The sequence below is a fragment of the Luteimonas yanweni genome, assembly GCF_039548475.1.
GTDB lineage: Bacteria > Pseudomonadota > Gammaproteobacteria > Xanthomonadales > Xanthomonadaceae > Luteimonas.
Genome location: NZ_JBCLVC010000013.1, coordinates 172,738 through 195,239, shown reverse-complemented (window position 1 = coordinate 195,239; position 22,502 = coordinate 172,738). Strand labels below are relative to the sequence as shown.

The window sequence follows — 22,502 nt, the reverse complement described above, 5'->3', positions numbered from 1 at the left end:
CGGGCTCGCCGGGGCCGCCGTCCCCCAGGCCATGGGGAACACCCAAACACCATCGAGGTGCGTTATGTCCCGAGTTTGCCAGGTAACCGGCAAGCGCGTGCAGACCGGCAACAACGTCTCGCACGCCAACAACAAGACCCGTCGCCGTTTCCTTCCCAACCTGCACGAGCGCCGGTTCTGGGTCGCCAGCGAGAACCGCTGGGTGAAGCTGCGCGTTTCCGCGGCTGCCATGCGCACCATCGACAAGAATGGCATCGACTCGGTCCTGTCCGAGCTCCGTGCCCGCGGCGAAAAGGTCTGAGGAGGACACCATGCCCAGCAAGCGCGACAAAATCCGCCTGATCTCCTCGGCCAACACCGGCCACTTCTACACCACCGACAAGAACAAGAAGAACACGCCCGCGAAGATGGAGATCAAGAAGTACGATCCCGTCGTCCGCAAGCACGTGATCTACAAGGAAGGCAAGATCAAGTAAGGCCACGGCCTCACGCGATCTTCGAAAGGCCCGCCGCATGGCGGGCTTTTTCGTTGCGGGAGCGGCCATGGCCGTGATGGCACGCGCTATCCTGCCCCGGCCTTCTTTCCCCGGGGAGGGGAACGCGGATGCTTCCAGGCTGGATCCTGCTGCTGGTGTCGCTGGGCTACGCGGCGCTGCTGTTCGCGGTTGCCTGGTGGGGCGACCGCAACCCGGTGCACATGCGCGCCGGCGGCACCTGGATGCGGCCGCTGGTCTACAGCCTGTCACTGGCGGTGTACTGCTCGTCGTGGACCTTCTACGGCGCGGTCGGCACCGCGGCGCGCAACGGCATCGGCTACTTCGCGATCTACCTCGGCCCGCTGCTGATGCTGCTGTTCGGCTGGCGCATCCTGGAGCGCCTGGCGCTGGTGGCACAGAGCCAGAGCACGGTCTCGATCGCCGACTTCATCGCCGCCCGCTACGGCCGCGCGCAGCGGCTGGCGGCCCTGGTCACCCTGATCGCGCTGATCGCCGCGGTGCCCTACCTCGCGCTGCAGTACAAGGCGGTCACCCTGAGCCTGCAGGTGCTTGGTGGCGGCGACGAGCTGCTGGACAGCATCGGCGATCCCGCGCTGTACGTCGCCGTGCTGATGGCGCTGTTCGCGATCCTCTACGGCACCCGCCAGGTGGACGCCACCGAGCACCGCCCGGGCATGATGCTGGCCATCGCGCTGGAATCGATGGTCAAGCTGGTGGCGCTGCTGTTCGTGGGCGCATTCGCGGTGTTCTGGTTCTCCGGCCGCGAACTCCAGCTGGCCGAGGCCACCCGCACGCTGCTGGCCGAGGCCCCGCCGGTGGGCTTCATCGGCCAGACCCTGCTCGCCTTCACCGCGATCATCTGCCTGCCGCGGCAGTTCCACGTCGCGGTGGTGGAATGCATGGACGTAGCCGACATCCGCCGCGCGCGCTGGATGTTCGGCGGCTACCTGGCGCTGGTGTCGCTGGCGGTGCTGCCGATCACCGCCGCGGGCCTGGCGATGTACGGCAGCGGCTCGGTCGCGTCGGCGGATACCTTCGTGCTCGGGCTGCCGCTGGGGGAGGGTCGCGACCTGCTGGCGCTGTTCGCCTACGTCGGCGGCTTCTCCGCGGCCACCGGCATGGTGATCGTGTCCAGCGTGGCGCTGGCGACCATGGTCTCCAACGACCTGATCATGCCGCCGCTGCTGGCGCGCGGCTGGGCGCAGCGCCACGACGGCAACGTGGCGTCCACCGTGCTGTGGATCCGGCGCGCGACCATCCTGGGCCTGGCTGCACTGGCCTGGGGCTACTACCGGGTCAGCGGCAGCGACACCACGCTGGCCTCCTACGGATTGATGTCGTTCGCGGCGGTGGCGCAGTTCGCGCCGGCGCTGATCGGCGGCCTGTACTGGCGTGGTGCCAGCCGCCAGGGCGTGGAGGCCGGCCTGCTGCTCGGCTTCGCGATGTGGCTCTACACGCTGCTGCTGCCCACGCTGACCGATGCGGGCTGGCTCAATGGCGCGTGGCTGCAAGACGGCCCCTTCGGCTTCGGCTGGCTGCGGCCGCGCCAGCTGTTCGGGCTCGAAGGCTGGGACGCGCTCACCCACGGCACCTTCTGGTCGCTGCTGGCCAATGTCGGCGCGCTGTTCCTGGTGTCCGCCCGCTGGCGGCCGAGCTTCGAGGAGCGGCTGCGGATCGCGCCTTTCCTCGATCCGTACGCCGCCGCGCAGCTTCCGCTGGGCACCGGCGTGCCCTACAGCTCGATGCAGGTCGGCGACCTGATGGTCCTGGCCGGCCGAATCGTCGGCGTCGCCACCGCGCGTCGCGCCTTTGCCGACCATGCCGCCGCCAGTGGCCGCGAGCTGGAGCCGGATACGCCCACCGACCGCAGCTGGGCGCAGTTCACCGAGCGCTTGCTGGCGGCCGCGATCGGTGCGTCTTCGGCGCGCCTGGTGATGACCAGCGCGCTGAAGGGCTCCGGCATGGACGTGGCCGAGGTGGTCGCGGTGCTCGACGAGGCCGGCCAGGACCTGCGCTTCGACCGCGCCATCCTTTCGGCCACGCTCGACAACCTCGACCAGGGCGTGAGCGTGGTCGACCGCGGGATGCGCCTGGTGTCCTGGAACCTGCGCTATGCGGAGCTGTACGACTATCCCGAGGGCATGCTCTACGTCGGTCGCCAGGTGGCCGACCTGATCCGTTACAACGCCATGCGCGGCGAACTCGGCGGCGGCAACCCCGACGTCGAGGCCGAAGTCGAGAAGCGCATGGACTACATGCGCGCGGGCTCGCCCTACGTGTTCGAACGCGTGCGCAGCACCGGACAGGTGGTGGAGATGCGCGGCCAGCCGCTGCCCGGCGGCGGCTACGTCACCAGCTACAGCGACGTCACCGAGTACAAGCGCGTCGAGCGCGAGCTGCGCGAGGTGAACGAGACGCTGGAGCAGCGCGTGGCCACCCGGACCCGCGAGGCCGAGGCCGCGCAGGCCTCGCGCACGCGCTTCCTGGCGGCGGTCAGCCACGACGTGCTGCAGCCGCTCAACGCCGCGCGCCTGTTCGCATCGGCGCTGCGCGAGAGCGACACCGCGGCCGAACAGCACCACCTGGCCGAGCGCGTGGACACCTCGCTGCGCGCCGCCGAAGAGCTGCTTGAAGGCCTGCTGGACGTCTCGCGACTGGACACCGGCGCGCTGGAACCGCAGCTGTCCGACTTCGACGCCGCCGAACTCCTGGCCGACCTTGCCGCGCAGTACGCGCCCCTGGCGGGGGCCCGCGGCATCGACCTGCGCGTGCACGCCCGCCACCTGCCCGTGCGCAGCGACCGCCGCCTGCTGCGCCGGGTGCTGCAGAACTTCCTGGCCAACGCCCTGCGCTACACCCGCGAGGGGCGCATCGTGCTCGCCGCCCGGCCGCGCGGCGGCGCGGTGGAACTGCAGGTCTGGGACACCGGCCCGGGCATCCCGGAGTACCACCTGCGACAGATCTTCGAGGAGTTCTTCCGCATCGACCAGCCGGGCAGCTGGGACGCCCAGGGCCTGGGCCTGGGCCTGTCGATCTGCCAGCGCATCTCCAACGTGCTGTCGCATCCGCTCGACGTGCGCTCGCGCCCGGGCCGCGGCAGCATGTTCTCCATACGCGTGCCGCGCTCCGCACACGCCGTGCTGCCGCCCGTCCCGGTGCCCGCCACCAGCCTGCCGGATTCGCTCGAAGGCATGCGCGTGCTGTGCGTGGACAACGACGTCGACATCCTCGCCGGCATGGTGCTGCTGCTGGGGCGCTGGAAAATCGAAGTCCTGCGCGCAACCACGGTGGACGAGGCGCTGCAGAAGATGGCGCAGGCGCCCGACGTGCTGCTGGTCGACTACCACCTGCATGACCGCATGGACGGGCTGGACACGCTGGACGCCCTGCGTGAGCACGGACCGCGCGTGCCGGGCGCGCTGGTGACCGCCGACGGCAGCGACCAGGTCAAGCGCGATGCGCGCGCGCGCGGCTACCGGGTGCTGACCAAGCCGATCAAGCCGGCGTCGCTGCGGGCCTTCCTGGCGGCGCAGCGGAGCCCGCACATGGCCGGGCATACGCCGTAGCCAGCGGCACCGACACCTGCAGGAGAGGGTCGGGCACGGGCGACGAGCCGACGGCCCCTCAGTCGCCTTCGTCGGGCTGCGGCGCCATCACGCCGGGCTCCAGCGCCAGCCTGCCGGCGATCAGCACCGCCTGGGTGCGGTTGCTGGCGCCGAGCTTGCGCAGGATGGCGGTCATGTGCGCCTTGATGGTGGCCTCGGACACGCCCAGGTCATAGGCGATCTGCTTGTTGAGCAGGCCCATGCCCAGCATCTGCAGCACCCGGAACTGCTGCGGGGTGAGGTCGGCCACGCGCTGCGCGGCGTCGTGCTCTTCAGCGCCCGCGGCCGGGGCGACAAGCGCGGCCGGCGGCGCCCAGCGGTCGCCTTCGAGCACCTGCGCCAGCGCCTGGCCCAGCGTGGCCGAGTCCACCGACTTGGGGATGAAGCCCATGGCGCCGTGGTCCAGCGCGCGGCGCATCACGGCCGGCTCTTCACGCGCGGAGACCACGACCACCGGCAGCTCAGGATGCTGCGCGCGCAGGTGGACCAGGGCGCTGAAGCCGTGCGCACCCGGCATGTTGAGGTCGAGCAGCAGCAGGTCGGCGTCGGGCTCGGACTCAACCAGGGCGTAGAGCTTGTCGACGTTGTCGGCTTCGCGCAGGGTGGCCCCGGGCATCACGCGTGCGACGACCCCCCGCAGCGCTTCGCGGAACAGCGGGTGGTCGTCGGCGATCAGCAGGGTGGCCACGTGCGTGTCAGGCGCCCCGCCGGTTGCCAAGCAGCGCATCGACCACGGACGGGTCGGCGAGCGTGCTGGTGTCGCCGAGCTGGTCGGGCGCGTTCTCGGCGATCTTGCGCAGGATGCGGCGCATGATCTTTCCCGAGCGGGTCTTGGGCAGCGCCGGCGCCCACTGCAGGAAGTCGGGGGAGGCGATCGGGCCGATCTCCTTGCGCACGTGCGCCACCAGCTCCTTGAGCAGCTCGTCGCTCTCGACCTCGCCCGCGATCAGGGTCACGTAGGCGTAGATGCCCTGGCCCTTGATGTCGTGCGGGAAGCCGACCACGGCGGCCTCGGCCACCTTGGGGTGCAGCACCAGCGCGCTTTCCACCTCGGCGGTGCCGATGCGATGGCCGGACACGTTGATGACGTCATCGACGCGGCCGGTGATCCAGTAGTAGCCGTCGGCATCGCGGCGCACGCCGTCGCCGGTGAAGTACATGCCCGGGTAGGCGGCGAAGTAGGTGTCGAAGAAGCGCTGGTCGTCGCCGTAGACGGTGCGCATCTGGCCCGGCCACGAGTCCATGATCACGAGGTTGCCCTCGCATTCGCCCTCGAGGATGTTGCCGGCGGCATCCACGATCGCCGGCTGCACGCCGAAGAACGGCTTGGTGGCCGAGCCCGGCTTGGTCGGCCAGGCACCGGGCAGCGGCGAGATCAGGATGCCGCCGTTCTCGGTCTGCCACCAGGTGTCGACGATCGGGCAGCGGCTGTCGCCCACCGTCTCGTAGTACCAGCGCCAGGCCTCCGGGTTGATCGGTTCGCCGACGCTGCCCAGCAGGCGCAGCGACTTGCGCGAAGTGCGCTTCACCGGCTCCTCGCCCTCGCGCATCAGGGCGCGGATGGCGGTGGGCGCGGTGTAGAAGATGGTGACCTGGTGCTTGTCGATCACCTGCCAGAAGCGCGAGGCGTCCGGATAGCTCGGCACGCCCTCGAAAATCAGCGACGTGGCGCCGTTGGCCAGCGGCCCATAGACGATATAGCTGTGGCCGGTGACCCAGCCGACGTCGGCGGTGCACCAGTAGACGTCGTTTTCCTTGAGGTCGAACACGCACTCGTGGGTGTAGGACGCGAACAGCAGGTAGCCGCCGGTGGTGTGCAGCACGCCCTTGGGCTTGCCGGTGGAACCCGAGGTGTACAGGATGAACAGCGGGTCCTCGGCGTTCATGCGCTCGGGCTCGCAGGTGTCCGGCTGGCCGTCGACCACGGCGTCGTACCAGCGGTCGCGCGGCATCTGCATGTCGACCGCGCCACCGGTGTGGCGGACCACGAGCACGGTCTCGACGGTGGTCGTGCCCGGCAGCTTGAGCGCGGCATCGACGTTCGCCTTCAGCGGCACCTTCCTGGTGCCGCGCAGGCCTTCGTCGGCGGTGATGATCAGCTTGGCCTTGCAGTCGCCGACGCGGTCGGCGATGGAGTTGGCGGAAAAGCCGCCGAAGACCACGTTGTGCACGGCGCCGATGCGCGCGCAGGCAAGCATGGCGACGGCCGCCTCGACGATCATCGGCAGGTAGATGGTGACGCGGTCGCCCTTGGCGATGCCGAGGCTGCGCAGCGCGTTGGCCAGGCGGCAGACGCGGGCGTGCAGCTCGCGGTAGCTCACGCGCTTCGCCTCGTCGCCCGGGCTGTCGGGCTCGAAAATCAGCGCGGTCTTCTCGCCGCGGGTGGCGAGGTGGCGGTCCAGGCAGTTCACGCTGAGATTGAGCTCGCCGTCGGCGAACCAGCGGATCCGGAAGTCCTCGCGGTCGAAGCTGACGTCGCGGATGCGGGTCGGCGGCGTCATCCACTCCAGTCGCTGGGCGATGCGGCCCCAGAACGCGTCGGGATCGCGGATGGACTCGGCGTAGTCGCGCGCGTAGTCGGCCCCGGTAACGTTGGCCTGCGCGGCGAAGTCCTCTGGGACGGGGTAGATATCTTCGGACATGGCGGCTCACCCTCTGGAACGTGTACAGGTCAGTTTGCCGCATTGCCGGGCGGCGAGGTTTTTAGACCTTGGTCTATTCACCGCCCCGCGCTGGCGACGCACAATGCGGCCATGGATCCCGTGCCCGGCCTGGACCTCAGCCTGCCGCCCTTCGACCTGCTCGACGACGCCGGCCGCCGGCGCCTGCAGGCCAGCGTGGACATCGGCTTCCATCCCGGCGGCACCACCCTGATCGAAGCCGGCAAGGACTCGCCGCACGTCGTCGTCATCCTCAAGGGCCTGGTCCACGCCTTCCAGGTGGACGACCGCGGCCGGGAAGAGCGCTTCGCCGACTACGGGCCGGGGGACGTCATCGGCGCCTGGGCGGTCATGGCCGGGCGCGCGCGCCTGAGCTACCGCGCCGCAGGCGACTGCCTGAGCCATCTGATCCCGGCCCCCACCTTCCGCCAGCTGCTGGCCGACAACCCGCGCGTGGCGGCGTACTTCAACGAAGGCCTGGCCACCAAGGGCCGGCTCTCCAGCAGCAGCGAACGCCGCGATGCCGGCGAGCTGATGGTGATCCGGGTGGGCGAGGCCGACCTGGCGCCGCCCGAGCGCGTCGACGCCACGACCACGATCGCCGCGGCCAGCGCGCGCCTGCGCGAGCGGCGCGTGGACTGCCTGCTTGTCTACGACCGCGCCCACGACGCCCCCGGCATCGTCACCCGCACCGACCTGCTGGATGCGCTGACGCAGCAGCGCCTGCCGCTGGACGCGCCGATCGGTCCGCTTGCCACGCGCCCGCTGGCCACCATCGGCACCGGCGAAGTGCTGTTCCAGGCGCTGATCGACATGACCGAGCGCCAGATCGAGCGCGTGGTGGTGACCGAAGGCAGCAAGGTCGCGGGCACCCTGGGCATGGCCGAGGTGCTGGCGCACTTCGCCAGCCATTCGCACCTGATCAGCCTGCGCCTGGCCCGCGCCCGCGATATCGACGCCATCGCCGAGGCCGCCTCCGGAATGCCGCGGCTGGTGCGCAGCCTGAACGTCAACGGCACGCGCATCCCCTACATGATGGAGCTGGTCAGCGCGCTCAACACCCGCATCATGGGCCGCATCTTCGAGCTGGTCGTACCGGCGGAGCTGCGCGACCGCGTCTGCCTGCTGGTCATGGGCAGCGAAGGCCGCCGCGAACAGCTGCTCAAGACCGACCAGGACAACGCGCTGGTGCTCGCCGACGGGCTTGAATGGCCGGGGCTTGAAGATGCGATGGGCCGCTTCAGCGCCGCGCTGGCGAAGGTCGGCTACCCGCCGTGCCCGGGCCGGGTGATGGTCGACAACCCGCACTGGCGCATGAGCGCGACGCAGTGGCGCGACCGCATCGGCCAGTGGAAGCGCGTGCATGGCGGCCAGGGTGCGCTGGACCTGTCGATCGCGCTCGACGCGCGGCCGGTGGCCGGCAACGCGGCGCTGTTCGCGCCGGTCAAGGGCGCGCTGATGGCGCTGGGCCACGACGAGATCCTGCTCCACCACCTGGCCGCGGCCACGCTCGAGTTCGACACCCCGCTGACCTTCTTCGGCCGGGTCCGCGGCGGCGGCGTCGGCACCGACATCAAGAAGGGCGGCATCTTCCCGGTGGTCCACGGCCTGCGCTGCCTGGCGCTGCGCCACGGGATCACCGCCACCGGCAGCCGCGACCGCTGCGCGGCGCTGGTCGAGTGCGGCGAGCTGTCGCCCGGGCTGGGCCGCGACCTGCCGCAGGCGCTCAACGTGTTCCAGCATATGCGCCTGGACGCGCAGTTCGCGGCGCTGGCCGACGGCAGCGCCCCCGGCAACCACATCGATCCTTCGCGGCTGCGCCGGCTCGACCGCGAGCTGATGCGCGACGCGCTGCACGTGGTCAAGGACTTCCGCAGCCACATCCGCCAAAGCTTCCACCTGCGGGACTAGGATGCGTGCTTTCCGGCGCTGGCTGCTGAAACGCAAGGCCGGCGACGGCGAATGGGCCTGCCTGCTGCGGCCCGCGCCACCGGGCGAATGGGTCAGCCTGGACCTGGAAACCACCGGCCTGGATCCGAAGCACGACCACATCCTCAGCCTCGCCGCGGTGCCCGTGCGCGACGGCCGCGTGCTGACGTCCGAGCGCTTCGAACGCCGCATACGCGCCGACCGCGCCTTCGGCATCGAGTCCATCCGCCACCACCGCATCACCCCCGACGAAGCCGCGGAAGGCGTGGCGGTGACGGCCGCGGTGCGCGATTTCCTGCAGTGGCTCGAGGGACGCACCCTGCTCGGCTACAACCTGTCCTTCGACCTGGCGATGCTGTCGCCGCACGTGCGCGCGCTCACCGGCTTCGGCCTGCCCAACCCGCGTGTCGACCTCGCGGATGCATTCGCTGCGCGCGAACGCCGCGCCCAGCCCAACGCACCGCCGAACCTCGATTTCCGGCACATCGCCGACAGCCTGGGCGTCCCGGTGCTCGGCCGCCACAGCGCGCTGGGCGACGCGGTCACCGTGGGCCTGTGCTGGCTGGCGCTGCAATCGCCGACGGCGCCGCGCAGGCACCTCGGCGGCCGATAGGGCGCCACGAGGCGCATCCGCACCGCCCGGGTATTCGACCAATGGCGAATACCCGGGGGCAAGCCGCGCAGTCAGGCTCGGGACACCGCGCGCTGCGCGGGCATCCTGTGGGAGGGAGCGATGACGACGAAACGACGCAATTCACGGCGATTGCTGGCGACCGCGGTACTGGTCGCACTGGCGGCACCCGGCATGGCCTTCGCGCAGAGTGCGAAGGAACAGGAGCTGGAGGCACGGGTTGCCCAGCTTGAAGCGCAGATCCAGACCCTGCTGCAGGGGCAGCAACAGCAGCAGGAGAGCATCGCCCAGGCGCAGACCCGCCTGGATGCGGTCCAGGTGGCGCAGCCGGCGGTGAAGCCGGTGCAGTCCAAGCCGATCCTGGCCAACCCGGAGGCGGTGTTCACCTACGGCGGCTTCATCAAGTTCGATGCGATGGTCACCGACACCAGCGACGGCGCGATCGCCGAGGGTTCGGCGGGACGCCTGTTCTACGTGCCCGGCACGATCCCGGTGGCCGCCAACGGCGCCGAGCCCGACAGCGATCCCTACACCGACATGCACGCCGCGTTCTCGCGCTTCTGGTTCGCCGCCGACCACACCACCGAGGGCGGCGACAAGTTCCGCGCCTACATCGAAGCCGACATGTACGGCGGCGGCAGCGCCAACCTCGGCAACGAGGTCAATACCAACACCCACGGCATCACCCTGCGCCAGGCCTTCGTGACCTGGAACAGCTGGCTGGCCGGCCAGACCTGGTCGAATTTCCAGGACGTGGCGGCGCTGCCGGAAGCCGTGGATTTCGTCGGCGTCACCGAAGGCACCACCTTCGTCCGCCAGGCGCAGATCCGCTATACCAGCGGCCCGTTCTCGGTGGCCCTGGAAAACCCGCACACCACGGTCGGCAACATCGCGACCGCCGCTCGCAACAACGCCGGCGGCAGTGATTCGATGCCCGACGTGACTGCGCGCTACGTCATGAAGGGCGACTGGGGCCACTTCAGTGCCGCGGGCCTGCTGCGCCAGCTGAAGTCGGGCGACGAAAGCGAGACCGGGGCTGCGGTCAGCCTGTCGGGCCGTTTCAACATCGGCGCAAACGACGACATCCGCTGGATGGCCAACTACGGCAGCGGCATCGGTCGCTACCTGGGCTTCGGCGTTGGCGCGGATTCGGTGCTCGACGCCAACGGCAACCTGCACGCGCAGAACGGAGCCGGCGGCTTCGTCGCATGGCGGCATGCCTTCAACGGCAAGTTGCGCAGCAACCTGATGTATTCGGTGGCCGAGTTCGACAACGACCGCGGGCTTGCCGGTTGGGGAAGCGTGATCGATGCGAACGGGATCGTGCAGAGCTTCGGCGCGACCGAGCGCTCGCAGTCCTTCCACGCCAACCTGATCTATTCGCCGTTCCCGAAGCTCGACATCGGCGCCGAGATCGGCTGGGGCCAGCGTGAGCTGGAGGACAACCGCAAGGGCGACCTCAAGCGCATCCAGACCACCGTCAAGTACACCTTCTGATCCACCTGCCTGAGGGGGCAAAGACAGCCATGTCCGAGAAATCACCACAGAACTACTGGAAGGCCAATCTCCGGATCATCTTCATCTGCATGGGCATCTGGGCCCTGGTTTCGTACGGGTTCGGCATCATCCTGCGCCCGCTGCTGGCAGGCATCCGCATCGGCGGCACGGACCTGGGCTTCTGGTTCGCCCAGCAGGGGTCGATCCTGACCTTCATCGCGCTCATCGTTTTCTACACCTGGTACATGAACCGGCTCGATCGCGAGTACGACGTGGACGAGCAATAAGGGGCCGGCCATGGATCAATTCACTCTCAATCTCATCTTCGTCGGCGGCTCGTTCCTGGTCTATATCGTGATCGCGATCTGGGCGCGCGCCGGTTCGACCTCGGAGTTCTATGCCGCGGGCCGCAGCGTCCACCCGGCCATGAACGGCATGGCGATCGCGGCGGACTGGATGTCGGCGGCATCGTTCATCTCGATGGCGGGCCTGATCGCCTTCGTCGGCTATGGCAACTCCGCCTACCTCATGGGCTGGACCGGCGGCTACGTGCTGCTGGCCATGCTGCTGGCGCCCTACCTGCGCAAGTTCGGCCGCTTCACCGTGCCCGAGTTCATCGGCGACCGGTACTACAGCCGCACCGCGCGCCTGGTGGCGGTGGCGTCGCTCTTGATGATCTCGATCACCTACGTGATCGGGCAGATGACCGGCGCCGGCGTGGCGTTCTCGCGCTTCCTCGAGGTCGATACCAATACCGGCCTGCTGATCGCCTCGACGGTAGTGTTCGTGTACGCGGTACTGGGCGGCATGAAGGGCATCACCTACACCCAGGTGGCGCAGTACATCGTGCTGATCATCGCCTACACCATCCCGGCGGTGTTCATCTCGCTGCAGCTGACCGGCAACCCGATCCCGCAGCTGGGCCTGTTCTCCACCCATGTCGACAGCGGCATGCCGCTGCTGGCGCGCCTCGACCAGATCCTGGTGGACCTGGGCTTCAATGACTACACCGGGCTGCATGATTCCACGCTCAACATGACGTTGTTCACGCTGTCGCTGATGGTCGGTACCGCCGGCCTTCCGCACGTGATCGTCCGCTTCTTCACCGTGCCCAAGGTGTCCGACGCCCGCAGGTCGGCGGGCTGGGCGCTGGTGTTCATCGCACTGCTCTACACCGTGGCCCCGGCCGTTGGCGCGATGGCGCGACTGAACATCCTCACCACGATCTATCCCGAGGGCACCCGCGCCGCCGAATCGCTGACCTACGAGGCGCGCCCGGACTGGATGCACAACTGGGAGCAGACCGGCCTGCTGGCGTTCGAGGACAAGAACGGCGACGGCATGATCCAGTCCTACAACGAGGCCAGCACCGAGTTCGCGGCCATCGCGGCCGAACGCGGCTGGCAGGGCAACGAGATGATCACCTTCAACCAGGACATCCTGGTGCTGGCGAACCCGGAGATCGCGCGCCTGCCCGGCTGGGTGATCGCCCTGATCGCGGCCGGTGGCCTGGCGGCGGCGCTGTCGACGGCGGCGGGCCTGCTGCTGGCGATCTCCTCGGCGGTGAGCCATGACCTGATCAAGCGGACGTTCAAACCGGACATCAGTGAGAAGGGGGAGCTGCTGGCCGCGCGCGTGTCTATGGCGGCGGCGATCGTCCTGGCCACCTGGCTGGGCATGAATCCACCCGGGTTCGCGGCGCAGACGGTGGCGTTCGCCTTCGGACTGGCGGCAAGCTCGCTGTTCCCGGCGATCATGATGGGCATCTTCTCCACGAAGATGAACTCCACCGGCGCGATCGTCGGCATGCTGACCGGCCTGATCGCCACCAGCGTGTACCTGTTCACCTACAAGGGCTGGTTCTTCATCCCGGGCACGAACATGCTGGCCGACACTCCGGAGAACTGGCTGTTCGGCATCTCGCCGCTGGGCTTCGGCGCGATCGGCGCGCTCCTCAACTTCATCGCCGCTTACATCACGATGAAGCTGACCAAGCCGGTGCCGGAGCACATCCAGCACCTGGTCGAGGACATCCGCGTCCCGCGCGGCGCGGCTGCGGCCACCGGCCACCACTGATCCACGCAAGGTGCTGAAACGGCGGCCCGCTCCCGGCGACGGGGGCGGGCCGCACTGCTTGCGGGACGCGCGATCCTGCGCTGTCGGCCGCGACTACAATCTCCCTTCATCTACCCGCCACCGCATCGGGAGCATCCATGCTGCTGGAGTTCATCGCCATCATCGCCGCCGGCTTCGGCTTGGCCGGCATCGCGCTCTCGATCAACCTCGTCCTGCGCCGGCGCCTGCCGCAGTGGATCGTGCCGGCCGCGGCCGGTGCCGGGATGCTGCTGATGGCGATCTGGTTCGAGTATTCCTGGCTCGACCGCACCACCGGCACCTTCCCGGACGGGGTCGAGGTCGCCTCCAGCAACGAGGTCCGCTCCTGGTACCGGCCGTGGACCTACGTCGTCCCGCTCAGCACCCGGCTGATCGCCGTGGACCACCGCTTCGACCGCCGCCATGCCGATATGCCGGGCCAGGTGCTCACCCGCATCATCCTCGCCGGCCGCTGGGAGCCGACGCGGCAGTACGGCGCGGTGTTCGATTGCAGCGCGCAGCGCCGTGCCGACCTGCTCGACCAGGTCGAACTGGAGCACGGCGGGCAGCTGAAGAACGCGAACTGGGTGCAGCTGCCCGCGGATGATCCGGTGCTGCGCAAGGCCTGCGGCGACTGAGCCCGGGCGCGCGACGCCGGCTCAGAGCCAGCGCAGTGCCGCCATCGCCACCACGGTCGGTGGCAGGGCCGCGAGCAACAGGCCCAGCGGATGCACGGACTGGTTGTGGAAGTGCCGGCGCACGATCGACATGCCGGCCGGGTTGGGCGCGTTCGCGATCACCGTCAGGCCGCCGCCAGCCACCGCGCCGGCCACCAGCATGTACTTGAACTGGTCGCTGAGACCCTCGACCAGCGAACCGAGATAGGTCAGCGCGGCGTTGTCGGTGATCGCGGTCAGGCCCGCCGCGCCGAAGAACACGGCATTACTGCTCATGTTCATCAGCAGCGGCTCCAGCCACCACTGCTGCATGCCGCCAAGGACCACCAGGCCCGCGAGGAAGAAGGCCACCAGCAGGCCCTCGCGCAGGATCAGGCGGTCCTGGTACTGGCGATAGGCGTTGGCGACGCCGAGGAACAGCAGGAAGATCGCCATGAACACCGCCGGGTGGTGCGCGAACACCACCAGTCCGACCAGGAACAGCAGGTGCACGATGACCAGCGGGATCGACATCGGCGCGCTGGTGCCCGCCTCGACCGACGGCAGCCTGCCCAGCTCCTTGCGGAACACGAAGACCACGGCGGCGGCGTTGAACATGACCGCGAGCGCGGCCTTCCAGCCGAAGTTCGCCATCATGAAGGCGATGTCCCAGTTCCACTTGCCCGCGACCATCAGCACCGGCGGCGCGGCGAACGGCGTCAGCACGCCGCCGATCGAGATGTTGACGAACAGGGTGCCGAGCAGCGCGTACTTGACCCTGTTCGACACGTTCACCGCGTAGACGCGCCGCGCCAGCATCATCGCCGCCAGCGTCATCGCCGCCGGCTCGGTGATGAACGAACCCAGCAACGGTACCAGGGCCAGCACGCTGAAGCAGAATTCCAGGCCGTTGCGCCAGGGCAGCAGCCGCGCCAGGCCGTCCACCAGGTGGGTGGCCGCCCAGAGGATCGGCCTCGTGCCGGCGATCACCATGATCGCGAACACGAACATCGGCTCGGTGTAGTTGCGCGAGTCGACGTAGGCGGTGGCGTCGGGTACGCCCTCGAGCAGGGCGAACGCCACCACCAGCAGCATCGCCCAGAAGCCGAACACCACTTCCACTTCGCCAAGCAGGTGCCAGCTGCCGGCATGCGCCGGCTGCCGCTGCGCCAGGCGCAGGAAGAACGTGGTGCTGAAGGTATGCACGATCGCCAGCGCGAACAGCACGGTGGCGACGATTTCGATCGTCGCAGGACTCATGCGCGCATCGCAAGGTATCCCCACATGCGGCGGATACTAACAAGCCCTTCGCCTGCCGGCAGGCGCAAGACCGGCTCAGCGCTGCGGCGGCGCGGCCAGCTCTCTTGCGTCGAGGAAGCCGTCGCCGTCCGCATCCTGCTTCGCGAACCGCGCCGCCAGCCGGGTGCGGTGCTGTTGCAGCGTGATCGGCCCGCCCTTGCCGCCGGGCAGTTCGGCGGGGGCGAGCACGCCGTTTTCGTCGCGGTCCATTTCCCGGAACGCGTAGCCCATCCAGTCGAGGTACTCGGCCAGCGACACCCGGCCATCACCGTCAGCGTCCATGCGTTCGAGGTAGTCGCGGGTTGCGGTGACCTGCGCCGGTGCGGCCATGGACATCGCGGCAAGCAGTGCGCCAAGCACCAGCGCCGGACCGGACGCGCGACGGCCCGGCTGTCTCCAGCCGGGCCGTCGCGTATCCAGGCCGATCACGGCGGGCACGAAGGCGCCCTGCCTCAGGCGCGCGCGGGCTGCAGCGAGTAGCCCTTCAGCCGCGCGGCATAGTCCTGCAGCGCGCGGATGCCACTGGCCTCGGCCTCGTGGCACCAGGCCTGCAGGTGGGCCAGCGACTCGGCGGCGTTCTGGCTGCGCGCTTCAAGCACGGCCGCCAGACGGGCGCGGTAGTCGACCAGGGTGCGGATGCGCGGGCGCTGTTCAACCCAGTCATTGAGCTCCGCGCGGGCCTCGGGCTGCAGCCAGCGGCCGTCGTCCACCAGCCCGCGGCGCAGCTTGCGCGGCAGCAGCGCGCGCAGCTTCGCCCCGGCCGCGGCGGCTTCCTCGCGCAGCGCGGGCTTGAGCACGCGCCGCTGGTAGTCGGTCATGGCCTGGAAGCGCAGCGCCAGCAGCGCCTTGAGGGTGTCGGAATCGGGCACGTTGATGTTCGGGCGCACGTCGAGCGAAGGCGCCACGCGCAGCACCTTGGCCAGGCCCAGCGCCTGCAGGCCCTTGATCACGGCCCAGCCGATGTCGAACTCCCAGCGGCGCAGGGCGAACTTGGCCGAGCTCGGGAAGGCATGGTGGTTGTTGTGCAGCTCCTCACCGCCGATCCATACCGCCCAGGGGCTGAGGTTGGTGGCCGTATCGGTGGTCTCGAAGTTGCGGTAGCCCCACCAGTGGCCGAGGCCGTTGACCACGCCGGCGGCCCAGAACGGGATCCACAGCATCTGGATCGCCCAGATCGCGACGCCGGCGGCACCGAACAGGGTGGCGTTGACGGCCAGCATCAACACCGGGCCCATGGTGGCGTGCGGGGTGTAAAGCTTGCGCTCGATCCAATCGTCCGGCGTGCCGCGGCCGTACTGCTCCATGTCGGCGCGATGCGTCCGCGCCTCGCGGTAGAGCTCGGCGCCCTTCCAGAACACCTCCTTGATGCCCTTGTGCATGGGGCTGTGCGGGTCTTCCTCGGTCTCGCAGCGCGCATGGTGCTTGCGATGGATGGCCACCCATTCCTTGGTGATCATCGAGGTGGTCAGCCAGCCCCAGAACCTGAAGAAATGCGCCAGCACCGGATGGAAGTCGACGCCGCGGTGGGTCTGGCTGCGATGCAGGTACAGCGTGACCGTGAAGATGGTCAGCTGGGTGACGACGAGGAAGAACGCGAAGAGGCCCCAGAAACCGGACTGGACGAGGCCACCGGCAAGGAAGTCGAGCAGGGAAGCAGGCATGGCGTGGGAGTATTCGGGAGGAGGAGTTCGCCTCCAATCATGGGAGCTGCGCGGGTCGATTGCCACCCTGCGGTGGCGTATGGCCCGTCTCCGCTTCACGTTCGCCAGCGGGGTCCGTCTTGCGCGGGAACCCGGGCGCCCCCACGCTGCCGCCATGCCCGAACTGCCCGAAGTCGAGACCACCCGCCGCGGCCTGGCGCCGCACCTGGAGGGCGCGCGCGTGCAGCGCGTGCTGCTGCGCCGACCCGACCTGCGCTGGCCGATTCCACCCGAGGTCGGCGAGCGGCTCCCCGGCCAGCGCATCGACGCCGTGCGCCGGCGCGCCAAGTACCTGCTGCTCGACACCGCCGCCGGCAGCGCCCTGCTTCACCTCGGGATGTCGGGCAGCCTGCGGGTGCTGCCTGCCGACACGCCGGCCGCGCTGCACGACCACGTCGACATCGCCCTGGCCGACCCCCAGGGCGCCGCCCGCGTGCTGCGCCTCACCGATCCGCGCCGCTTCGGCTGCCTGCTCTGGCAGCCGCCCGGGGAAGTGCACCCGCTGCTCGCCGCGCTCGGCCCCGAGCCGCTGGACGAGGGTTTCGACGGCGACTACCTGTTCGCACGCAGCCGCGGCCGCCGGGCGCCGGTAAAGGCCTTCCTGATGGACCAGCGGGTGGTGGTGGGCGTGGGCAACATCTACGTCGCCGAGGCGCTGTTCGCCGCCGGTGTGTCGCCGCTGCGCGCGGCAGGCCGCATATCGCGGGAGCGCTATGCCGCCATCGCCAGCGAGATCCGCGCGGTGCTGTCGCGGGCCATCGCCCGGGGCGGCACCACCCTGCGCGACTTCATCTCGCCCGACGGCGCCCCGGGCTACTTCGAGCAGGAGCTCTCGGTCTACGGACGCGGCGACGAGCCCTGCCCGCGCTGCGGCCGCCCGCTGAGGCAGGCGCTGGTCGCGCAGCGTGCCACGGTCTGGTGCGGGTCCTGCCAGCGCTGAGCCGCAGGCGTTATGATCAGGCGTCCCCGGGGAGTGCCATGGACGACTCTGCTGACATCACGCTGTTGCTGGACGCCGCCCGCGGCGGCGACCGCGCCGCGCTCGACAACGTGCTGGCCACGCTCTACCAGGAGCTGCACAGCATGGCGCGGCGCCAGCTGGCCGGGCAGTACGGGCAGACGCTCGACGCCACCGCCCTGGTGCACGAGGCCTACCTCAAGCTGATCGGGCGGCGCGAGGCCCAGTTCGACGACCGCGCCCATTTCTTCGCCTACGCCGCATCGGCGATGCGCAGCGTGGTGGTCGACTACGCCCGCCAGCGCATGGCGCAGAAGCGCGGTGGTGACCTGCACCGTGTCACCGACCTGCCCGAGGACCTCGAAGGCGGCCTGCGCCTGGACGAGGACATGCTCGCCCTGGACGCCGCGCTCACCCGGCTGGCCGCGGTCGACCAGCGGCTCGCCCACGTGGTCGAACTGCGCTACTTCGCCGGCCTGTCCGAGGTCGAGATCGCCGAGCTGCTGGAGCGCTCCGAACGCAGCATCCGCCGCGACTGGCAGAAGGCGAGGCTGTACCTGCTGGCTTCGCTGAAAGCCGACTGACGGGGCGCCCGGCGGGCACGCGCGCGGCTGATGGACCCCGACCGCTGGCAACGCCTGTCCCCGCTGCTCGACGCCCTGCTCGAGCTCGAGCCCGGAGCGCGCGCGCAGAGCCTGGCTTCGCTGCGCGAGGATGATCCGGCGCTGGCGGACGACCTGGAAGGCTTGCTGGAACTTGAAGAGGGCCAGGACGATTTCCTGTCCGAACCCGTGGTTTCGCAGCTGCCGCTGGCGCGTACCGGCGCGGTCATCGGCCCCTACCGGCTGGAGCGCATGCTCGGCGAAGGCGGCATGGGCCAGGTCTGGCTGGCCAGCCGCGCCGACGGCCTTTACCAGCGGCGGGTGGCGCTGAAGCTGCTGCGGCCGGGGCTGGCCGACCCGAACCTGCGGCTGCGCTTCACCCGCGAGCGTCAGATCCTGGCCCGCCTGGGGCATGCGCACATCGCGCGCCTGCTCGACGCCGGCATCAGCGCCGACCAGCAGCCCTATCTCGCACTTGAATACGTCGACGGGGAGCCGATCACCGATTGGTGTCGCCTGCGCGCGCCGACCGTGGAGGCCCGGCTGCGGCTGTTCCTGCAGGTCTGCGAGGCGGTCAGCCATGCGCACGCCAACCTGATCGTCCACCGCGACCTGAAGCCCTCGAACATCCTGGTGACGCCGCTCGACGAGGTGCGCCTGCTCGACTTCGGCATCGCCAAGCTGCTCGACACGCCGGACGTCGGGGCCGAGGGCACGCGCACCGGTGTGCGCGCCTTCACCCTGCACTACGCGGCCCCGGAGCAGATCCGCGGCGAGCCGGTCACCACCATGACCGACGTCTACTCGATGGGCGTGGTGCTGTACGAGATGCTGTCGGGCTGCAAGCCCTACCGGCTCAAGCGCAGGAGCGACGCGGAATGGGAGGAGGCGATCCTCAGCGCCGATCCGCCGCGGCCATCGCTTGCGCTGCAGCAGGGCGCCGGCGGCGAGTCCGCCACCGCGCAGTCACGCGCACAAGGGCGCCGCGACGCCCGCCGCATCGCCGGCGACCTCGACAACATCGTGCTCAAGTCGCTGTCCAAGCAGCCCGAACACCGCTATGCATCGGTCGAGGCCCTGGCCCAGGACATCCGTCGCCACCTGGACGGAAAACCGGTGCGCGCACGCCCGCAGAGCGTGGCCTACCGGGCGCGCAAATACCTGGGCCGGCACCGCTGGGCCCTGATCACTGGCGCCGCGACCGCGGTGGTGCTGGTGGCGGCGCTGGCGATGGTGGCCTGGCAGGCGCAGCAGGCGGTGCAGCAGGCCGCGCGCGCGCGCGCGCTGCAGAGCTTCATGGTCGGGCTGTTCGAGAACGCGGGCAGCGCACGCGGCGGCGCGCATATCGACGTGCACCGGCTCCTGGACGACGGCGTGCGCCGCGGCGAACTGGAGCTCGCGCAGCAGCCGCTTGCCCTGGCGGAGCTGCTGGGCGTGATCGCCCGCCTGCGCACGGGCCTGGGCGACTATGCCCAGGCCCTGGCGCTCCAGGAGCGCCAGGCGACGATCATCGCCGGCATCCAGCACCCGCCGCCCGGCCTGAGCCTGCAGGCCGCCATCGACATGGGTCGCATCCGCCGCCTGCTGGGCGACCCGGCTGCGTGCCGTGCGGTGATGCAACCGCTGCAGGCGCTGGCCCTGCGCGAGCAGGAGCGCCTGCCGCAGCTGGCCGCGGACTTCCACATCCAGCTGGCGCGATGCCAGCGCGACGGCGGCGAACTTGACCTGGCGCGCGCCGGGGTCCTGCGCGCGCTCACGATCCGCCGTGGCGACCCGCCGCAGGTCGCGGGCGTGGTGGAAAGCCTGTCCGAACTCGCGATCCTGCGCGCGACCGCGGGCGAGATCGCCCCGGCGCTGCGCGAACAGCGCGCCGCGCTCGACCTGCTGCATGCCCGCCTCGGCACGCAGCATCCGCTCGGGATCGGCATCCTGCGTTCGACCTGCTCGCTGAGGCGCGAACTGGGCGACCTGCATGCGGCCGAGGCCGACTGCCGCGAAGCCCTCAGGCTCGCGCTGGACGTCCGCGGACCGCAGCACCGCGAAACCGTCGACGCGCGCCGGCAGCTGGCCGGGTTGCTGGTGGACAACGGCCGCCTCGGCGAGGCCGAGGCGATCTTCCTCGATGCCCACGCCTGGCTCATGTCGCGCCTGGGGCACGGGCACGGCGACGTGGCCCGCAGCCTGGACAGCCTGGCGATGGTGGCCTGGGAGCGCGGTGATTTCGAGCAGGCGCTCGCGGGGCTGGCGCGCGCCAATGCGAGCTGGCGGCAGCTCGGCAACGACGCGATGCTCGCCCGCGGCCTGTTCAACCAGGCGCTGGTGCTGCACGAGGCCGGCGACCAGACGGGCGCCGCCGCGGCGCTGGACGAATCGCTGCGCCTGCGGCGCGACCACTTCGGCGGCGACCACGGCCTGGTCGGCACCACCCTGCGGCTGGCGGGCGAGGTCGACGCCGCGCGTGGCCGCCAGCGCGATGCGCTCGCCGCGCTGCGCCGCGCGGTGGCGCTGACCAGCGCCAGCTACGGCGCCGCGCGCCCGGTGGCCCGGCGCGCCGAGCTCGCGCTGGCCCAGCTGGAGGCCGAACTCGGCACCGACGGCGCCCTCACCCGCCTGGACCACCTCGCCACCCTCTCCGAGACCGACGCCGAACTGCGCACGATCGCCTGGCGCGCGCGCGCGACCGCCGCCGCCCTGCGCTGCCACGGGCCGCGGCGCGACGAGTCGCTGGCGGTGTTCACCACGCTCGGACAGCTGGTGGACATGGCGCGCCCCGAGGGCGGCGTCGTGGTCCGCGAACTGCAGCGCTGGCGCCAGCGCTGCGACGCGCCGCCGCCGGCCGCGCCACCCCCGCGGTCCTGAGTCAGCCCAGCGGCAGGCCCGGCTGCGCCGGCTCGATCCGGCCCTCGCCGCGCACGATGCGCTTGAACTCCGCGCGGCTGACCGAGACGTAGCGCTCGTTGCCCCCGATCTCGACCTGCGGGCCCTCCTGCACCGCGCGGCCCTGGTCGTCCACGCGCACGGTCATGGTCGCCTTGCTGCCGCTGTGGCAGATGGTCTTGATCTCTTGGATCTCGTCGGCCCAGGCCAGCAGGTAGCGGCTGCCTTCGAACAGCTCGCCCCGGAAGTCGGTGCGCAGGCCGTAGCAGAGCACCGGTACGCCCAGCGCGTCGACCACCTCCGAAAGCTGCCAGGCCTGGGGCCGGGTCAGGAACTGGGCCTCGTCCACCAGCACGCAGTGCAGCCGCCCGTGCGCGGCGATGTCGGCCTGCACGGTGGCCTGCAGGTCGTCGCCGCGGCCGAAGGCCAGGGCCTGCGCCTGCAGCCCGATCCGCGAGGCCACGGTTCCGCTGCCGGCGCGGTCGTCCAGCGCCGGCGCCAGGATCAGCACCCGCATGCCGCGCTCGCGGTAGTTGTGCGCCGACTGCAGCAGGGTGGTGGTCTTTCCGGCGTTCATCGCCGAATAGTAGAAATAGAGCTTGGCCATCGCGGGATTCTAAGGGTTCGGCTCCTCGACCTTCTCCACCTCGCCGACGTCGACCCGCCCGTCCAGGGGCGCGGTCCACAGCCGGTCCTGCACGCCGCGGTAGGCGGTGGCGTCGAAGTTCTCCTTCGCATAGAACTTGCGGCCGTCGATGGCGACCGGCTTGCCGCCTTCGTAGGCGGTGATGGTCGCGCCCTGTCCGGAGGCATCGAGCATGCTGCCGGTCCCGCGCTGGCGCTCGCGGCGCAGCACCCGTGCCAGGCGCGGACCGGTGGCGGCGTCGCCGTAGTCGGCGCGCAGCGCGGGACCGCGTTCCGCCACCTCGGCGCGCTCGGCGGGGTCGAGCTGCTCCCAGTAGACCTGCGCCCAGACCTGGAACTCGTGGTAGCCGCGTTCGGCGGCGAGGAACATCCAGAGGTAGCCGGCGACCCGGTCCACGGGCGTGCCCTGGCCGGTCCAGTGGAGTTCGCCGAGCATGGCCTGGGACGGCTTGTCGCCGTAATGCGCGCCGCGACGGAACTCGCGCAGCGCGTCGTCCGGGCGACCGTCGAGCAGCGCGTCCATGCCGCGCTGCCGCCCGGCGAGGTCGGGATGGGCTTCGAGCATGCCCGCGGTGACCACGGACGGGTCGAGTTCCGGGATGAAGCGCCCGCGGCCCGTGTCTTCACGGGCTCCGGTCACTGGAGCGGCAGCGGCCGGCCCGTCCGGCCCGGCGACGGCGGCGGCCGTGTCGGCGGCTGTGGCGGTGGTGGTGGCGGTGGCGGTGGCGGTGGCGGTGGCGGCACCCGCCAGCGCGGCGAGAGTGGCAAAGACGATGGCGATCTGTCGCATGGATCCGGTCCTCCTGTCCGTTGCTCCAATCATGCAGACGTCGCGGCGGGCCCGCCTGTGAC

At 70.3% G+C, this 22,502-nt stretch carries 19 protein-coding genes; 12 read left to right on the top strand and 7 right to left on the bottom strand.

What is annotated here, in order from left to right; translation table 11 throughout:
- Positions 1-64: 64 nt before the first annotated feature.
- The 3 genes from rpmB to WCE39_RS09290 all read left to right on the top strand — a co-directional run bounded on the left by rpmB (position 65) and on the right by WCE39_RS09290 (position 4,063).
- Complete coding sequence (rpmB, locus tag WCE39_RS09300) at positions 65-301, top strand: 50S ribosomal protein L28 (RefSeq protein ID WP_343276403.1); 237 nt, start codon at positions 65-67, stop codon at positions 299-301.
- Positions 302-311: 10 nt separating this feature from the next.
- A complete protein-coding gene (gene rpmG / locus WCE39_RS09295) occupies positions 312-476 on the top strand; it encodes a 50S ribosomal protein L33 (protein WP_199362505.1) in 165 nt (54 codons plus the stop codon).
- A 128-nt stretch (positions 477-604) separates the two neighbouring features.
- The gene (locus WCE39_RS09290; RefSeq protein WP_343276402.1) at positions 605-4,063 is read left to right on the top strand and encodes a PAS domain-containing hybrid sensor histidine kinase/response regulator; all 3,459 of its coding nucleotides are present in this window, start codon (positions 605-607) and stop codon (positions 4,061-4,063) included.
- A gap of 58 nt (positions 4,064-4,121) precedes the next feature.
- Here WCE39_RS09290 and WCE39_RS09285 read toward each other — a convergent pair whose 3' ends face one another.
- Together WCE39_RS09285 and acs are read right to left on the bottom strand one after the other, a co-directional pair.
- Positions 4,122-4,790: a response regulator transcription factor gene (locus WCE39_RS09285; RefSeq protein WP_343255539.1), complete on the bottom strand. Its 669-nt coding sequence runs from the start codon at positions 4,788-4,790 to the stop codon at positions 4,122-4,124.
- 7 nt (positions 4,791-4,797) lie between these two features.
- The gene (gene acs, locus WCE39_RS09280; RefSeq protein WP_343276401.1) at positions 4,798-6,744 is read right to left on the bottom strand and encodes an acetate--CoA ligase; all 1,947 of its coding nucleotides are present in this window, start codon (positions 6,742-6,744) and stop codon (positions 4,798-4,800) included.
- A gap of 111 nt (positions 6,745-6,855) precedes the next feature.
- Here acs and WCE39_RS09275 point away from each other — a divergent pair, with 111 nt between their 5' ends.
- The 6 genes from WCE39_RS09275 (at position 6,856) to WCE39_RS09250 (ending at position 13,551) form a co-directional block, all read left to right on the top strand.
- Complete coding sequence (locus WCE39_RS09275) at positions 6,856-8,673, top strand: DUF294 nucleotidyltransferase-like domain-containing protein (RefSeq protein ID WP_343276400.1); 1,818 nt, start codon at positions 6,856-6,858, stop codon at positions 8,671-8,673.
- A gap of 1 nt (position 8,674) precedes the next feature.
- Positions 8,675-9,304 (top strand): exonuclease domain-containing protein, encoded by a 630-nt coding sequence (locus WCE39_RS09270; RefSeq protein WP_343276399.1) that lies wholly within the window; start codon positions 8,675-8,677, stop codon positions 9,302-9,304.
- Between the two features lie 120 nt (positions 9,305-9,424).
- Complete coding sequence (locus WCE39_RS09265; RefSeq protein ID WP_343276398.1) at positions 9,425-10,819, top strand: DcaP family trimeric outer membrane transporter; 1,395 nt, start codon at positions 9,425-9,427, stop codon at positions 10,817-10,819.
- 29 nt (positions 10,820-10,848) lie between these two features.
- Positions 10,849-11,106, top strand: coding sequence for a DUF4212 domain-containing protein (locus tag WCE39_RS09260; RefSeq protein WP_132985879.1), 258 nt, complete (start codon positions 10,849-10,851; stop codon positions 11,104-11,106).
- A gap of 10 nt (positions 11,107-11,116) precedes the next feature.
- The gene (locus WCE39_RS09255; RefSeq protein WP_343276397.1) at positions 11,117-12,895 is read left to right on the top strand and encodes a sodium:solute symporter family protein; all 1,779 of its coding nucleotides are present in this window, start codon (positions 11,117-11,119) and stop codon (positions 12,893-12,895) included.
- Between the two features lie 137 nt (positions 12,896-13,032).
- Positions 13,033-13,551, top strand: a complete 519-nt coding sequence (locus WCE39_RS09250) for a hypothetical protein (RefSeq protein WP_343276396.1) — start codon at positions 13,033-13,035, stop codon at positions 13,549-13,551.
- Positions 13,552-13,572: 21 nt separating this feature from the next.
- On the opposite strand, the gene WCE39_RS09245 is transcribed toward WCE39_RS09250, so the two are convergent.
- The 3 genes from WCE39_RS09245 to WCE39_RS09235 all read right to left on the bottom strand — a co-directional run bounded on the left by WCE39_RS09245 (position 13,573) and on the right by WCE39_RS09235 (position 16,529).
- Positions 13,573-14,829, bottom strand: a complete 1,257-nt coding sequence (locus tag WCE39_RS09245; protein ID WP_343276395.1) for a putative Na+/H+ antiporter — start codon at positions 14,827-14,829, stop codon at positions 13,573-13,575.
- 75 nt (positions 14,830-14,904) lie between these two features.
- Positions 14,905-15,204, bottom strand: coding sequence for an EF-hand domain-containing protein (locus tag WCE39_RS09240; protein ID WP_343276554.1), 300 nt, complete (start codon positions 15,202-15,204; stop codon positions 14,905-14,907).
- 116 nt (positions 15,205-15,320) lie between these two features.
- Positions 15,321-16,529: a DesA family fatty acid desaturase gene (locus tag WCE39_RS09235; protein ID WP_343276394.1), complete on the bottom strand. Its 1,209-nt coding sequence runs from the start codon at positions 16,527-16,529 to the stop codon at positions 15,321-15,323.
- A gap of 154 nt (positions 16,530-16,683) precedes the next feature.
- Here WCE39_RS09235 and mutM point away from each other — a divergent pair, with 154 nt between their 5' ends.
- The 3 genes from mutM to WCE39_RS09220 are packed head-to-tail and all read left to right on the top strand — an operon-like array spanning position 16,684 to position 20,987.
- Complete coding sequence (mutM, locus tag WCE39_RS09230) at positions 16,684-17,508, top strand: bifunctional DNA-formamidopyrimidine glycosylase/DNA-(apurinic or apyrimidinic site) lyase (protein ID WP_343276393.1); 825 nt, start codon at positions 16,684-16,686, stop codon at positions 17,506-17,508.
- A 38-nt stretch (positions 17,509-17,546) separates the two neighbouring features.
- Positions 17,547-18,110 carry an ECF-type sigma factor gene (locus WCE39_RS09225; protein ID WP_343276392.1) on the top strand — a complete coding sequence of 188 codons (564 nt, stop codon included), beginning with the start codon at positions 17,547-17,549 and terminating at the stop codon, positions 18,108-18,110.
- A gap of 30 nt (positions 18,111-18,140) precedes the next feature.
- On the top strand, positions 18,141-20,987 hold the full coding sequence (locus WCE39_RS09220; RefSeq protein ID WP_343276391.1) for a serine/threonine-protein kinase: 2,847 nt from the start codon (positions 18,141-18,143) through the stop codon (positions 20,985-20,987).
- Position 20,988: 1 nt separating this feature from the next.
- Here WCE39_RS09220 and WCE39_RS09215 read toward each other — a convergent pair whose 3' ends face one another.
- Positions 20,989-21,612, bottom strand: coding sequence for a thymidine kinase (locus tag WCE39_RS09215; RefSeq protein ID WP_343276390.1), 624 nt, complete (start codon positions 21,610-21,612; stop codon positions 20,989-20,991).
- Positions 21,613-21,621: 9 nt separating this feature from the next.
- Positions 21,622-22,440 (bottom strand): SEL1-like repeat protein, encoded by an 819-nt coding sequence (locus tag WCE39_RS09210; RefSeq protein WP_343276389.1) that lies wholly within the window; start codon positions 22,438-22,440, stop codon positions 21,622-21,624.
- Between the last annotated feature and the right edge of the window lie 62 nt (positions 22,441-22,502).